This is a genomic window from Stenotrophomonas terrae (assembly GCF_039674165.1).
Lineage (GTDB): Bacteria > Pseudomonadota > Gammaproteobacteria > Xanthomonadales > Xanthomonadaceae > Stenotrophomonas > Stenotrophomonas terrae_A.
Genome location: NZ_JBDJMY010000044.1, coordinates 1 through 13941 on the forward strand (window position 1 = coordinate 1; position 13941 = coordinate 13941).

Here is a 13941-nt window from a genome sequence, read left to right on the forward strand (position 1 = left end):
GCATGGGCTTTCCCGGGAAGGCCTCTGCCGAGCATGGCTCGGCACTACGGGGGCTTTCCTGGGACGGCTTCTGCCGAGCGTGGCTCGGCACTACGGGGTTTTCCTGGTAAGGCCTCTGCCGAGCATGGCTCGGCACTACGGGGGCTTCAGCGCAACCCTGAAACGGCCGCGGATGCACGGCTGACAGCTTATTGACCATTCGAGCCGGGCCGCCAGCGGGTAAACTAGCGCAATGCCCCAGAGTCCCGGTCCCGCGCAACAACTGCTTTCCAGCGTTTTCGGTTACGACAGTTTCCGCGGCGACCAGCAGGCCATCGTCGAGCACGTTGCCAGCGGCAACGATGCCCTGGTGTTGATGCCTACCGGCGGCGGCAAGTCGCTGTGCTACCAGATCCCGGCGTTGCTGCGCGAGGGCTGCGGCATCGTCATCTCGCCGCTGATCGCCTTGATGCAGGATCAGGTGGAGGCCTTGCACCAGGTCGGCGTCCGCGCCGAATTCCTCAACTCCACGCTGGACGCCGAAACCGCCGCGCGGGTCGAGCGCGAGCTGCTGGCTGGCGAGCTGAAACTGCTTTATGTCGCGCCGGAGCGGCTGCTGACCGGGCGTTTCCTGTCGCTGCTCAGCCGTGCGCATATCAGCCTGTTCGCCATCGATGAAGCTCACTGCGTGTCGCAATGGGGCCATGATTTCCGCCCCGAATACCGGCAGCTGACGGTCCTGCACGAGCGCTGGCCGCAGGTGCCACGCATCGCTCTGACCGCCACCGCCGATCCGCCGACCCAGCGCGAAATCGCCGAGCGCCTGGATCTGTCCACCGCCGAGCATTTCGTCAGTTCGTTCGATCGCCCCAACATCCGCTACACGGTGGTGCAGAAGGACAACGCCAAACGCCAGCTGCTGGGCTTCCTGCGCAACCACCGCGACGAGGCCGGCATCGTCTACTGCATGTCTCGCCGCAAGGTCGAGGAAACCGCGCAGTTCCTGTGCGCTGAAGGCATGCAGGCGCTGCCCTACCACGCCGGCATGCCGGCGGAGGTGCGTGCCGCCAACCAACGCCGCTTCCTGCGCGAAGACGGCATCGTGATGTGCGCCACCATCGCCTTCGGCATGGGTATCGACAAGCCGGACGTGCGCTTTGTGGCGCATACCGACCTGCCCAAGTCGATGGAAGGCTATTACCAGGAAACCGGCCGCGCCGGCCGCGATGGCGAGGCCGCTGAAGCCTGGCTGTGTTACGGCCTGGGCGATGTGGTGTTGCTCAAGCAGATGATCGAGCAATCCGAAGCCGGCGAAGAGCGCAAGCAGCTGGAGCGCGCCAAGCTCGATCACCTGCTCGGCTATTGCGAGTCCATGCAATGCCGCCGCCAGGTGCTGCTGGCCGGCTTCGGTGAAACCTATCCCAAGCCCTGCGGCAACTGCGACAACTGCCTCAGCCCGCCCGCCGCCTGGGACGCAACCATTCCCGCGCAGAAGGCATTGAGCTGCGTCTACCGCAGTGGCCAGCGCTTCGGTGTGGGCCATCTGATCGACATCCTGCGCGGCAGCGACAACGAACGCATCCGCCAGCTCGGCCACGAAAAACTCAGCACCTACGCCATCGGCAATGATCTGGACGCGCGCGCCTGGCGCGGCGTGTTCCGGCAACTGGTCGCCGCCAGCCTGCTGGAGGTTGACCCGGAAAGCCATGGCGGCCTGCGCCTGACCGATGCCAGCCGCGATGTGCTCACCGGCCGCCGGCAGATGATGATGCGCCGCGAAGCCGCACCGACGCGTGAGCGCGAGCGCGGTGGCACGCGCACCGGCTTGCCGGTACAGGCCGGCGACCTGGGCCTGTTCCAGGCGCTGCGCGGGTTGCGCGCGGAGCTGGCGCGCGAGCAGAACGTGCCGGCGTTCGTGATCTTCCACGACAGTACCCTGCGCAACATCGCCGAGCAGCGCCCGACCAGCGTCGATGCGCTGGGCAAGGTGGGTGGCATCGGCGGCAGCAAGCTCGCCCGTTACGGCCAGCGCCTGGTCGAGATCGTGCGCGAACAGGGCTGAGCCCGGCCCGCGCACCGCCGCCACTAACGCCCTTGCAGGTTCTGCTCGGCGAGCAGCAACAGTCCTTCCACCTTGCGACGGTCCGCCGAGCCGGACACCTGCAGCCGCGCCATCAACAACAGCACACGCTGCAGTTCCTGCTTGGCAAGCTGGGCGTGCCCCAGCTGCAGCAGGGTCTCGGCCAAGGCCAAGCCCGTGGCCGCCGCCGCAGCGCTGTTCCTGCCCTGTCTGGCGCCGGCAAGTTCAAGCGCCGTCCTGCGCAGCGCCAACGTATGCGCGCCTTCCCCCATCCGTTCGGCCAGATCGGCGCGGATGTTCAACAGCCGCAGCTGCAGCTCCTCCGATACCGGCGAACCCATTGCCTCCAGCAGCGCCTGCGCCTGCGCCAGCTGGCCGCTGCGCACATGCCAATCGATCCGGTTCAGATGTGCTTCCACGCGCCCTGGTGCATCGGCCGGCAGACTCAGGCTCAAGCCCTTGTCCGCATGCATCAGCATCGTCCCGGCCTCTCCCATCCGCCCCTGCCGCATCAGCAGCACCGCCAGCCCGGTCTCCGCGCGCAGGCTGGTCGGCGAGTCCTCGCCCAGCTTCTGCTTGCGGATCAACCAGGTCTGTCGATACAGGTCTTCAGCCGCCGCGAACTCACCGCGCAACTCTTTCAATGCGCCGTAATTGAACAAGCCCATCGAGTACTCGACCGAATCGACACCGTCCAGGCGCGCGCTCAACGCATTGCGCTTCTGGTAGTGCAACTCGGCGGCGGAGTAGTCGCCGGAGTCGCGGTACAGGTCGGCCAGGCCGTCGTATTGCTGCCGCACGAAACTGCTCTCGGCGCCATACAGTTCCAAGGCATGCTGCATGCCGGACTGCAACAGCGGCAAGGCCTGATCGTATTCGCCCTGCTCACGGAATATCTGCGCCAAACGCATCTCCGCTGCCAAGCCCAGGGTCGTGCGCCTGCCGTGCAGGTTGCCCAGCATCTGCCGGAACTCGCGTTCCGCCGACGCCTGCCGCCCCCAACGCAGGTACATCAAGCCCTTGTTGTAGGACAGCTCGTTGATTTCGGAGGCCACGCCCACCTCGGTGGCCTCCTGATACAGCGCCATGGCCTTGTCGAACTCGGCCTCGCCCAGATCAAAATGCTGCTGGTTCACCAAGGCCAGTCCTTTGGCGCTGTACAGACGCGCCAGCACCACCGCCGGGGCCCGGCGCCCGGCCAGGTCCAGGCCTTGGACTGCCAATTGCAGGCCCTGCTCGCCATCACCATCCAGGGTCTTCTGCACGGACAGATCGGCCAGCACCTTGGCCGCATCCAGCGGGCGCGCCACACGCGGGTCCATGAAGCCACCATAGGCCTGCTGCAACAATCTGTCGGCCTGATGCGACGCCCCGGCGTTCTGGTAGGCGACGCCAAGCACCGCACGCATCCGCGCCAGCTGCGCCGGTGCATCGGCCAGGTCGCGCGCAACCTGCAGCGTGGCCTTGTCCAGCAGTTGCCGCGAGGTCAACTGCTCGGCACCGCGCTCGGTACGCAGGAACGGATCGGCGGTTTCGAACATGCCGACCATGAAGTTGCTGACCTGCTGCGCGATGACCGCCTCTTCCTGCGCCTGCCGCCGGGTCTGCCACAACCCCAGCACGAACACCGCAAGCAGGCTGCTCACCCCCACCACGATCGCCACCACTTGCCAGTTCCGGCGCAGCGCCTTGCCAAGCGGGTACAGACGCCCGCCGTCGCGCGCGGCCACCGGCTGTAGTTCAGCGTAGCGGCGCAGGTCAGCCATCAAGGCTTCCACCGAGCGATAACGCTGGCTGATGTCACTGGCGCAGGCGCGCGCGGCGATTGCATCCAGGTCACCGCGCAGACGCCGCCGCCATGGCAGATCGGCCGGGGCGCTGGCGCTGGCTGCAGGCACGGCCTCGCCTGCACTGTCCGCCTCACGCGTGCTTGCACGGGTGGACAGCATCTCCACCAGCATCACGCCCAGGCTGTAGACGTCACTGGCTGCACCGACGTTATGCCCGGCAATCAATTCCGGGCTGGCATAACCGGGCGTGCAATAGCCGGAGTCGCGCTTGTCACGTGCCTCGTTGAGCAGCCGCGCCAGACCGAAATCCAACAGCACCGGCTGGCCATTGGCCTGCACCAGGACGTTGCGCGGCTTGAGATCGCAATGCAGCACCAGCTGTTCGTGCGCTGACCGCACGATGCTGCAGATTTCCAGGAACAGCGTCAGCCGCTCCTGCAGGCCCAGGCCCTGTTCGGTGCACCAATGGTCCAGCGGCACCCCGTCGATGTATTCCATCACCAGGTAGGGATGGCCATCGGGCGTGGTGCCACCATCGTAAAGACGCGCGACATTGGCCAACTGCAGGTCAGCCAATACCTGCCGCTCGGCGCCGAGCAATTCCACTTCGGTGGCGCCGGGCATGCCATGCAGCAGCTTGATGGCCACCGTGCGGTGATAGAGACCGTCGGCGCGCTCGGCCTTGAACACGGTGCCCATGCCGCCATGGGCAATGCGCTCGGTCAGCCGCCACGGCCCCAGCCGCTCGCCCACCCCCAGCTCCGGGGCCAATGCCCGTGCCAAGGCGGTGTCCAGGCGACTGCTGACCCGGCTCAAGCCCACCGTCTGCGAGCGCAGCAGCTGCAGTACTTCCTCGCGCACGAGCGGGTCTGCACTGCCTGTAGCGATTGCCTGCGGCCACTGCTCGCGCGGCAACTCGCAGATCGCATCAAACAGTTCACGGACCTGCCGCCAACGCTCGCCCCCCACTACCGTGCCCTCGCCATCAATGCTCAGCGCAGTTGCCGGTTCAACCAGGCTCGCGCAAAGCGCAGGTCACGGTCGACGGTGGGCGGGGAAACATCCAGCACCAGGGCGATCTCATCACGGCTCATGCCACCGAAATAAGTCAGTTCGATGGTGCTCGCCGCGCGCGGCTCCAGCTCGGCGAGTTGATTGAGCGCCTGGTGCAATGCCAGCACGTCATAACCGATGCCGGCTTCGTCCGGCACCTGATCTGCATGCGAAAGGGTCAGCTGCTCGGCATTGCCGCCACGCTTGTCGGCGCCGCGCGCGCGCAGATGATCCACCAGCACAGAGCGCATTTTCAGTGCGGCTATCGCGACAAAATGGGTGCGGTCCTTGTAGTCGGCATCGCCACCGAGCAGACGCATCAGCGATTCGTTGACCAGCGCGGCCGGCTGCAAGGTGCCATTGGTCTGCTGCGACAGGCGGTTGCGGGCAATCAGCATCAGGTCCGCGTACAGCGCTTCGAACAGATGCTCACGCGCATCCATGTCACCCTTTTGCCAGCGATGCAGTAGTTGAGTGATCTGCTTGCTCAATCCTGTCCCCAGTGCCTGGATGCCCACCGGGCAACCGACGATGCATCCGCCATATTAGGACCTACCCCCATCAGTTCCAACCACGCAGCTTGCTGCGGCCGGTATCTGCGGCAGCTGTCATGTCTCGCCACGCCCCCAATGTTGTATCCGCCATCCACCTGCAAACAGGGGCCTGCGTCACACTGAAAGCCTTGCCCTGCGGCGCTGCAAGCCCTCCGGCGCACCCAGTTGCTTCACCCCGCTGCCGCTCCCGCCGCACGCGGCAGCCAGCGCAGTCCGGTCTGCTGGCTCGGCATCCAGCACCATTGACAAGCACCTCGACGGCGATGGAATCTGCGCGACTTCGCGCCAACCAAGCGCTCAACCGGCAGATCATATGCAGCACGGAACGATGCAGGAAATGTGGGGTCGCGGCGTAGTGACCGGCAGCCTCTTGGCGCTGGCGATGTTGGCGCAGACCGCGCAGGCACAACGCTTTGATCCAGGTGCGCATAAAGGGCCGCAGCAAGGTGTCCAGAACGAAGTCGCGGTGCTCGGCACCATGCATCTGGCCCGCTTGCCGGAAACATTCGACCCCTCCTCACTCGCCCCGCTGATCGACCGTTTGGCGGCATGGCGGCCGCAGGCCATCGCCATCGAGGTGGTATCCGGGCAGCAATGCGACACCTTGCGCCGCTACCCCGTCCGTTACGCACTGACGGTGAACGATTACTGCCCCGACCTGTCGGCGGCGGCGAAGGCAACCGGGCTCGACGTGGCAGCGGCCAATGCGGCAGCGGACACGATGCTGGCGGCATGGCCGGCGCAACCAACACCAGCGCAGCGCCGCGACCTGGCCGCCAAATTCCTGGCCGGTGGAGAACGTGAATCGGCCTTGGTGCAATGGCTGCGCCTGCCCGCAGCGGAACGCCATGCGGACGCCAGCCTGAACCAGGAATTGGTGGCCATCCTGGAAGAGCAGCGCACCAGTCGCAACGAAACCACTCTGATCGCCGCACAGCTGGCGGTACGCCTGGGGCATGAACGGCTATGGCCGACCGATGATCACAGCGCTGATCGCTATGGTCCCAACCCCAAGGCCTATGCCGCGGCCATCCGAAAGGCATGGGACAACCCGGCATCCAAACAGCGGGCAGCAATGTACAGCGGACTGGAAGCACAGCTGGACACGCCGGAGAACGCGTTGGCGACGTACCGCCGCGACAACGGTCCGGACGTGGCCCCGGCCGCGTTCGCAAGCGACTACGGCGCCACGCTGGAGGAACCCTCGCCGCAGGGTTACGGACGCATGTACGTCACCGCCTGGGAAACCCGTAACCTGCGCATGGCCGCGAACATCCGCGATCTGATGGGCCCAAGCCCGGGCATGCGCACGCTGGTGCTGGTCGGCGCCTCGCACAAAGCCTATCTGGATGCCTATCTGGAACAGATGCATGACGTGCGCATCGTCGATGTGCAGCAAACCTTGCTGAAGTAGCGCGCAAAAGCCGCGGCCAGAGCCGCGGCCTGGTCGTAGCCCGGGTAAGCGCGGCGCACCCGGGAGGCAGGAACCACCTTGGGGTCCGGCGATATTGCGCCGGCAACCCCGGGTGCGCTGCGCTTACCCGGGCTACACGACTGCACAACCTGCCCTGTCCGCACTCCTGCAATACAGAGCGTGGGGATAGCCTGGGGAGTCGGCGCTATGCGGCGGCAATGGCCGGCGCAAAAAAAAAGCACCTAGCTCGCGCTAAGTGCCTGTTTTGGTGGGCCGTGATGGATTCGAACCATCGACCAAAAGATTAAAAGTCTTCTGCTCTACCAACTGAGCTAACGGCCCAAACAAAGACCCGGCCGTAGCCGGGGTGCGTATTCTAACGCAATAAACGCAAAAACAACATCATGCGTAATGGGTCGGGTCGGCCATGCCGGCAGCGGCAAAACCATCGGCGCGCAGCTGGCAGGCATCGCAATGACCGCAGGCCTTGCCGTCCATATCGGCCTGGTAGCAGGACACGGTCAAACCGAAGTCCACGCCCAAGCGCTGGCCTTCCAATGCGATCTGGGCCTTGCTCAGGTATTGCAGGGGCGCATGCACGCGGATGCCGGCCCCTTCGACGCCAGCCTTGGTAGCCAGGTTGGCCAGTGCCTGGAAGGCGGCAATGAATTCAGGGCGGCAGTCCGGGTAGCCGGAATAGTCCACCGCGTTGACGCCGCAGAAGATGTCATTCGCGCCAAGTACTTCGGCCCAGCCCAGCGCCAGTGACAGCATGATGGTGTTGCGAGCCGGCACGTAGGTGACCGGAATGGCGTCACCCGTGCCCGCATCGGGCACGTTGATGTCGTCGGTCAGCGCGGAGCCGCCGATGCTGCGCAGATCGACCGCGACCACTTTATGCCCGGCCACGCCCAGCGCAGCGGCAACGCGCGCGGCAGCCTCCAGCTCGGAGGTGTGGCGCTGGCCATAGCGCACGCTCATGGCATGTACTTCGAAGCCCTGTTCCTGGGCGATGGCGACGACGGCGGCTGAGTCCATGCCGCCGGAAAGAAGCACGACTGCTTTCTTTTTCATGGTGATGATCCGGTTGGGAGAGGAAAGCCAGCACGCTGTCCCGCGCCGGGTTGAACGATTGAAAGGTACGGCGCCGGCTCAATAACCCGGTGCGTCGTCCCACAACAATTTGTGCAGCTGCATCTGGAAGCGCACCGGCAGACGGTCCGCCACGATCCAGTCAGCCAGCTCGCGCGGCTTGAGCTGCGACTTGCTCGGCGAGAACAACACCATGCAGCGCTCGGCCAGGCGATGCTCGGCGAGCATGGCCTTGGCCCATTCGTAGTCGCCACGGCTGCAGATCACGAACTTGAGCTGGTCGCGTGCAGTGAGCAGCGGGATGTTCTCCAGCCGGTTGCGCGCCATCTCGCGTGAATCCGGGGTTTTCAGGTCCACCACACGCGACACGCGCGGGTCGACCGCAGCGATATCCAGCGCGCCGGAGGTTTCCAGGGACACGTCCAGGCCGGCATCACACAGCTTCTGCAGCAGGATCAGGCAGCGCTTCTGCGCCAGCGGCTCGCCGCCGGTCACGCAGACATGGCGCACGCCCTGCTTGAGCACTTCGGCGACGATGTCGTCAATGTCCCACCAGTCACCGCCATGGAAGGCGTACTCGGTATCGCAATACTGGCAACGCAGCGGGCAGCCGGTAAGGCGCACGAAAACGGTCGGCCAGCCGGCGGTGTCGGCTTCGCCTTGCAGTGACAGGAAAATTTCAGTGATCTTCAATCGCGGCAAAGGCGACTGCACGATCTCGCTGGGAACAGCGGCGCTGGGAGAGTTCATATTCATTGGCCGCACCCTCGGTGCGGCACCACATCAACGCAGTTGCTGGCCGAGCCGGATCGACTGCAGTCGGTCCTGGGCGGTACGGGCCGCATCACTGCCGGGGAAACGGGAAACAACCTGTTCCAGGGTCTGTTGCGCCTGGGCGCTGTTGCCTTCACCAAACTGCGACAGGCCAAGCTTCAGCAAACCGCCGGCAGCCTTGTCGTGGGTGGGGTAGCGGGCAACCAGATCGCTGAACTGTGCTTCGGCCATCTTGAAATTACGCGTCGCGTAAAAGCTCTCACCCAGCCAATACAAGGCATTGGGGGTGTAAGCAGCATTCGGGTACAGCTCAAGGAAGCTCTGGAACAACTGCGCCGAATCGGCATAGTTGCCAGCCTTCAATGCGTCGAACGCGACATTGTAGGCAGCGCGCTCGTCACCGGCCGAGGCCAGTGTGCCGGCGTCACCACGTACCGTCGGCGGACGCTCGGCAGCAGCCGCTGTCGGCTTTGCGGCCGCAGCGGCGGGCGTCACCGCGCCAGTGGCCGGAGCGACCGGTGCACCTGTACCGCCTTCAAGGCGATTGAGGCGACCGTCCAGGTCCAGATACTGATCACGATTACGCTGCTTCAGCTGTTCGTTCTCGTGCTGAAGCTGCTCGATCGTGCCCTGCAACGCCTGCATTTCAGTACGCAGCTGCTGCAGTTGATTGAGCATGTCGGTATTGGCCTGACTGTTGTTGACCTGCGTTTCCAGCACGCCAACCCGGTCAGCCAAACTTGCCCGCTGTGCATACGCGGGCACGGCAGCCACCAGGGCTGCCGCGACCACGAGCATCAGTTTGAGACTGATGCGCATCGATTACTGCGCGGTGTAGACGATTTCGACGCGACGGTTCTGCGACCAGCAGGACTCGTTCGAATCGGTGCACACCGGACGCTCTTCACCGTAGGAAACGACGGTCAGCTGCGAAGCCGAACCACCGTTGGCCTGCAGAGCCGAGTTCACGCCATTGCCACGACGCTCGCCCAGGGCCTGGTTGTAAGCGCGGCTGCCGCGTTCGTCGGTGTTGCCCTGCAAGGTGATGCGCGAGGACGGACGGTCACGCAGGTACTTGGCGTGGCAAGCCATGATGGCCTGGAACTCCGGCTTGACCGAATCCTGGTCCAGATCGAAGTAGACGACGCGCTGACGCAGGCAAGCGTCGGTGTCCAGGTCGCCCGGGCCGTACAGGCCGGAGGTGGACGGTGCGGTCGGCTGGGTGGTCGAGCCGGTATCAACCGGCGGCTGTGCCGGCTGTTCCTTGACCTTCTTCGAGCAGCCAGCAAGCGCGGCTACAGACAGCAGCGAAACGAGCAAAACACGAGTTGACTTGTTCATGGCTATACCTAGTGGCTCCTGGCCAATGTTGGGATTAATGCTTGCAGAGATTAACATTTTATCAACGCGCAGTGCGGTACGGACCCCAAGCCGGTTCGCGCACATCGCCATCGGCCAGAACCAGGCGCTGGCGCACCCGACCGTCGGCGGACACTTCATACAACACACCACGCCCACCTTCACGAGCGGCGTACAGCACCATGCTCGCATTGGGCGCAAAACTCGGCGATTCGTCCAGCGAACCCGGCGACAGCGTGCTCCAGCGCGCCGCTCCCAGGCTGCTGTCCATCATCGCGATCTTGTAGCTGCTGCCGGCGCCCTGCGCAACGGCAATCTTCTTGCCGTCGAAGGATACGCTGGCCTTGGCATTGTAGTTGCCCTGGAAGGTCACCCGGCTGGCGCTGCCGCCGCTGGAGGAGACCTGGTAGATCTGCGGGCGGCCGCCGCGGTCGGAGGTGAAGTAGACCGAGCTGCCATCGGCCGACCAGGTCGGCTCGGTGTCGATGCCGAAATGGTTGGTCAGCTGGGTCAGCTGCTTGCTGCCCAGGTCCATCACGTAGATTTCCGGGTTGCCGCTGCGCGACAGGGCCAGCGCCAGGCGACGGCCATCCGGCGAGAACGAGGGCGCGCTGTTGATGCCACGGAAGCTGGTCAACAGCTCACGGCCACCGGTGGCGATGTCCTGCACGTAGATGGAGGAGTTGCCGCGCTCGAAGCTGACATAGGCCAGCTTGCGGCCGTCCGGGCTCCAGCTCGGCGACAGCAGCGGCTCGGCCGAACGCACGATGGTCTGCGGGCTGTACCCATCGGAATCGGCCACCATCAGCGCGTAGCGCATGTTGGCGCCACTGCCACTGGCGGTGATGTAGGCGATGCGGGTCCAGAAGGCACCGCGTACGCCGGTGATCTTTTCGTAGATGGCATCGGCCATCTGATGGGCGACGTCGCGCATGGCGCTGGAACGGGCAGTCATCGCCAGGCCGAGCATGCGCTCACCCTTGGCCACGTCGAACAGTTCGTATTCCACGCGGTAGGCGCCGGCACCGGCGTCCTGCACCCGGCCCACCACCAGGAAATCCTGCTTCAGCGCGCGCCAGGTCGGGTATTGCACCTCACTGCCGCGGCTGGGGCGCTCGGCGATCTGCGCTTCAGGCAGATTGCGGAACTGGCCGGAACGGTCCAGGTCGGCACGCACCACGGCGGCGACGTCGGTCTGCGGCGCACCGGCCGAGCCCTGGTAGGCCATCGGCACAACAGCAATCGGCGTGGCCGACGCGTTGCCACCGATGATGTCGATTTCCAGTCCCTTCTGCTGCGCCATCGCCGCAAGCGGCAACAACAGGGCAGTGAGGGCAAGCAGCCAGCGAGGCATTTTCTTCATGGGGCGCTCAACAGTACGGGCGAAGTAAAAAAGGGATAGCAGCAGGAAGATGAATACTTTCGCAATCATGAACGAACTATTGCGTGAAATTTCCTCATCCCGCCGTAAAACCACCCCGGTTAAAAGGTTTCCACTGAAATCATAAACACCGGAAACAACCCGGTTGCTCAGCGATCCTGCGCCTCGAAGTTGAAGTTCAAGTTGCGCTGGAACACCGTTTCATAGCCGCGATAAGGCAGCGGCTGGGCACGCAGTACCGCGGCCTCCACCGAGCGCTTGCCAGCCTCGTCATACGGGCAGCCGGGCGCGAACTCGACACTCACCACTTCCCCGCCGGGCAACTGGCGGATGGTCAGGCGGCAGCGCTGGCCGCGCGGAATCGAGTCCGGGCGCATCCATTGGTTGAGCACGGCCTGCTGGATCGCAGCAGCATACTTGGCGGTCAGGTCATTGCTGGTACCGCCCTGCCCCGGCGACGGCGTACTGGCACCGCTGCTGCCACTGCTGGTTGATGCAGCCTGCGCGCGGGCACGGGCATCAGCCACCTGGCGCAGGCGCTGCTCGGCCAGCTTGGCCTCGCGCTCGGCCTGCTCGCGCTTGCGGCGGATCTCGGCGATCTTCTGCTGACGTTCCTGCTCGGCCTGGGTTTCATTGGCCTGGCGCTGCTGGTCGGCGAGCTTCTTGCGGTCCGCCTCTTCCTGCTGCTTGGCCAGGCGCAGTTTCTGCTCGGCTTCTTCCACCCGCTTGCGCTCGGTCAGGTCGATCTGTTCCTGACGGCGCTTGGCTTCCTGTTCCTGCTTGGCTTTTTCCTGCGAGATGGCCAGTGCGCTGACCCGCTCCTGGTCGACAGTGTCCGGTTGGGCAATGCGTTCCTGGGCGTTGTGCTGCTGCGGGGTGGGCGCATCCTGCGGCTTGGGCTCGGGAATGGGTTGCGGCGGCGGCACGGTATCTTCCGGCACCGGCTCGGGCGGCACGTCTTGCGGCGGCGGTTCGGGCAGGTCCGGCAGCTTCTCCGAGGCACGCAGCGCCTGCCGCGCGGCCGAGGCCTCGGCGGCGGACAGCTGCATGTTGGCTTCCAGCGCCGGATCGCCAGCGGCGGCCTCGGTACTGCGCGTGGGCGACCACAACCAGGCAATGATGAAGATCGCCGCTACCAACAAATGCACCAGCAACGCCAGTACGACCGGCAGGCCCCACTCGTTGCGGTTGTCGTGCGGCGGTGGCAGTGCGTCAGCGTGCATCGGTCGCCAGACCCACCTTTTCGATCTTCGCGGCCTTGATCACGTCCATGGCATCCATGACCTTTTCATAGGCCACGCTCTTGTCGGCAGCCACGATCACCCGCAGCTCCTTGTCCTGCGAGGCCAGCGCGCCCAGCTGCGCCTGCAGCGCAGCGGCGTCCATGGCCTGCGGATCCTTGGCTTCGGGCAGCTTCAGGCTCATCTGGCCATCGGCACGTACCGAGACCACGATCGGGTCCTGCTTGCTTTCCAGCGCCTTGGCGGTGGAACTGGGCAGGTCGACTTCAAAACTGAGGGTCAGCAGCGGCGCGGTCACCATGAAGATGATCAGCAGCACGAGCATCACGTCGATATACGGCACGACGTTGATCTCGGACTTGAGCTTGCGGCGCTTGCGACGGGGAATGGCGGCGGTCATAAATTGGCTCCTGCGGTCAGAGGAAGGCGCTGGCGCACTTACTCGTCGCTGCCGCTCTGCTGGCGCTGCAGGATGGAGCTGAACTCTTCGGCGAAGGTTTCATAGCGCACCGACAGCCGCTCGACGCGGGTGGTGAAGCGGTTGTATGCCCACACCGCCGGGATTGCCACGAACAGACCAATCGCGGTGGCGAACAGGGCTTCGGAGATACCCGGTGCAACCGAGGCGATACCGGCCTGCTCACCGCTGCTGATCATGTCGTGCATGGTCACCATGATGCCGAACACGGTGCCGACCAGACCCACGTACGGGGCGGTGGAACCGATATTGGCCAGCAGCTCCAGGTTGCGATCCAAGCCGTCAACTTCGCGGGCATAGGTGGTGCGCATGGCGCGCTGTGCACCTTCCAGCTGGGTGCGGCCATCAAAGGCGCGGCGGCCCTGCAGGCGCGAATATTCGCGGAAACCGGCCTCGAAAATGGCTTCCAGACCATCAACCTGACGGTTGCGGTCGGTCGCCGAGGCGTACAGCTTGCCCAGATCGGCACCGGACCAGAAGCGGTTCTCGAACTCGCTGGCCTCGTTGTCGGCGGCCTTGAACACGCGTGCCTTGCGGAAAATGATCACCCAGCTGATGAACGAGCCGGCCAACAGCAGCAGCACGATCAGCTTGACCGGGATACTGGCCTTGATCATCAGGTCCAGGTAATTGATGCCGCCGCCATGGCTGGCCTGCGCCACGGTCTGCGCGGCTGCGGCGCTGACATCGGCCGGCAGGGCCTCGGTCACGGTGGCCTGCAGGGCCAGAAGCAAAGCGATCATCCG

12 protein-coding genes and 1 tRNA gene are annotated in these 13941 nt (G+C 64.9%); 2 read left to right on the plus strand and 11 right to left on the minus strand.

Annotated elements, in window-relative coordinates; all coding sequences use genetic code 11:
* Nucleotides 1-232 precede the first annotated feature (232 nt).
* The gene (gene recQ, locus ABE493_RS15800; protein ID WP_346499840.1) at nt 233-2041 is read left to right on the plus strand and encodes a DNA helicase RecQ; all 1809 of its coding nucleotides are present in this window, start codon (nt 233-235) and stop codon (nt 2039-2041) included.
* A 23-nt stretch (nt 2042-2064) separates the two neighbouring features.
* On the opposite strand, the gene ABE493_RS15805 is transcribed toward recQ, so the two are convergent.
* Nucleotides 2065-4818, minus strand: a complete 2754-nt coding sequence (locus ABE493_RS15805) for a serine/threonine-protein kinase (protein ID WP_346499841.1) — start codon at nt 4816-4818, stop codon at nt 2065-2067.
* Between the two features lie 23 nt (nt 4819-4841).
* The gene (locus ABE493_RS15810) at nt 4842-5393 is read right to left on the minus strand and encodes an ECF-type sigma factor (RefSeq protein WP_346499842.1); all 552 of its coding nucleotides are present in this window, start codon (nt 5391-5393) and stop codon (nt 4842-4844) included.
* Between the two features lie 376 nt (nt 5394-5769).
* Here ABE493_RS15810 and ABE493_RS15815 point away from each other — a divergent pair, with 376 nt between their 5' ends.
* On the plus strand, nt 5770-6870 hold the full coding sequence (locus ABE493_RS15815; RefSeq protein ID WP_346499843.1) for a DUF5694 domain-containing protein: 1101 nt from the start codon (nt 5770-5772) through the stop codon (nt 6868-6870).
* A gap of 266 nt (nt 6871-7136) precedes the next feature.
* On the opposite strand, the gene ABE493_RS15820 is transcribed toward ABE493_RS15815, so the two are convergent.
* The 9 genes from ABE493_RS15820 to tolQ all read right to left on the minus strand — a co-directional run bounded on the left by ABE493_RS15820 (nt 7137) and on the right by tolQ (nt 13938).
* A tRNA-Lys gene (locus ABE493_RS15820) sits at nt 7137-7212 on the minus strand.
* Between the two features lie 60 nt (nt 7213-7272).
* Nucleotides 7273-7944: a 7-cyano-7-deazaguanine synthase QueC gene (queC, locus tag ABE493_RS15825; protein WP_346499844.1), complete on the minus strand. Its 672-nt coding sequence runs from the start codon at nt 7942-7944 to the stop codon at nt 7273-7275.
* 78 nt (nt 7945-8022) lie between these two features.
* Nucleotides 8023-8712, minus strand: coding sequence for a 7-carboxy-7-deazaguanine synthase QueE (gene queE, locus ABE493_RS15830; protein WP_346499865.1), 690 nt, complete (start codon nt 8710-8712; stop codon nt 8023-8025).
* A 33-nt stretch (nt 8713-8745) separates the two neighbouring features.
* Nucleotides 8746-9555 (minus strand): tol-pal system protein YbgF, encoded by an 810-nt coding sequence (ybgF, locus tag ABE493_RS15835; protein WP_346499845.1) that lies wholly within the window; start codon nt 9553-9555, stop codon nt 8746-8748.
* A gap of 3 nt (nt 9556-9558) precedes the next feature.
* Nucleotides 9559-10077: a peptidoglycan-associated lipoprotein Pal gene (pal, locus tag ABE493_RS15840; RefSeq protein ID WP_057628800.1), complete on the minus strand. Its 519-nt coding sequence runs from the start codon at nt 10075-10077 to the stop codon at nt 9559-9561.
* A 61-nt stretch (nt 10078-10138) separates the two neighbouring features.
* Entirely contained in the window at nt 10139-11458 is a 1320-nt protein-coding gene (gene tolB / locus ABE493_RS15845; RefSeq protein ID WP_346499846.1) for a Tol-Pal system beta propeller repeat protein TolB, read from the minus strand.
* A 167-nt stretch (nt 11459-11625) separates the two neighbouring features.
* Nucleotides 11626-12699, minus strand: coding sequence for a cell envelope integrity protein TolA (gene tolA, locus ABE493_RS15850; protein WP_346499847.1), 1074 nt, complete (start codon nt 12697-12699; stop codon nt 11626-11628).
* Nucleotides 12689-13117: a protein TolR gene (gene tolR, locus ABE493_RS15855; protein ID WP_057628798.1), complete on the minus strand. Its 429-nt coding sequence runs from the start codon at nt 13115-13117 to the stop codon at nt 12689-12691. The genes tolA and tolR overlap by 11 nt, the downstream gene beginning before the upstream one ends.
* Before the next feature lie 38 nt (nt 13118-13155).
* Complete coding sequence (tolQ, locus tag ABE493_RS15860; protein ID WP_057628797.1) at nt 13156-13938, minus strand: protein TolQ; 783 nt, start codon at nt 13936-13938, stop codon at nt 13156-13158.
* Between the last annotated feature and the right edge of the window lie 3 nt (nt 13939-13941).

Coding starts and splice junctions, on each gene's coding strand:
- recQ (WP_346499840.1), top strand. CDS start 233: ATGCCCCAGAGTCCCGGTCCCGCGCAACAACTGCTTTCCAGCGTTTTC.
- ABE493_RS15815 (WP_346499843.1), top strand. CDS start 5,770: ATGCAGCACGGAACGATGCAGGAAATGTGGGGTCGCGGCGTAGTGACC.
- queC (WP_346499844.1), bottom strand. CDS start 7,944: ATGAAAAAGAAAGCAGTCGTGCTTCTTTCCGGCGGCATGGACTCAGCC.
- queE (WP_346499865.1), bottom strand. CDS start 8,712: ATGAACTCTCCCAGCGCCGCTGTTCCCAGCGAGATCGTGCAGTCGCCT.
- ybgF (WP_346499845.1), bottom strand. CDS start 9,555: ATGCGCATCAGTCTCAAACTGATGCTCGTGGTCGCGGCAGCCCTGGTG.
- pal (WP_057628800.1), bottom strand. CDS start 10,077: ATGAACAAGTCAACTCGTGTTTTGCTCGTTTCGCTGCTGTCTGTAGCC.
- tolB (WP_346499846.1), bottom strand. CDS start 11,458: ATGAAGAAAATGCCTCGCTGGCTGCTTGCCCTCACTGCCCTGTTGTTG.
- tolA (WP_346499847.1), bottom strand. CDS start 12,699: ATGCACGCTGACGCACTGCCACCGCCGCACGACAACCGCAACGAGTGG.
- tolR (WP_057628798.1), bottom strand. CDS start 13,117: ATGACCGCCGCCATTCCCCGTCGCAAGCGCCGCAAGCTCAAGTCCGAG.
- tolQ (WP_057628797.1), bottom strand. CDS start 13,938: ATGATCGCTTTGCTTCTGGCCCTGCAGGCCACCGTGACCGAGGCCCTG.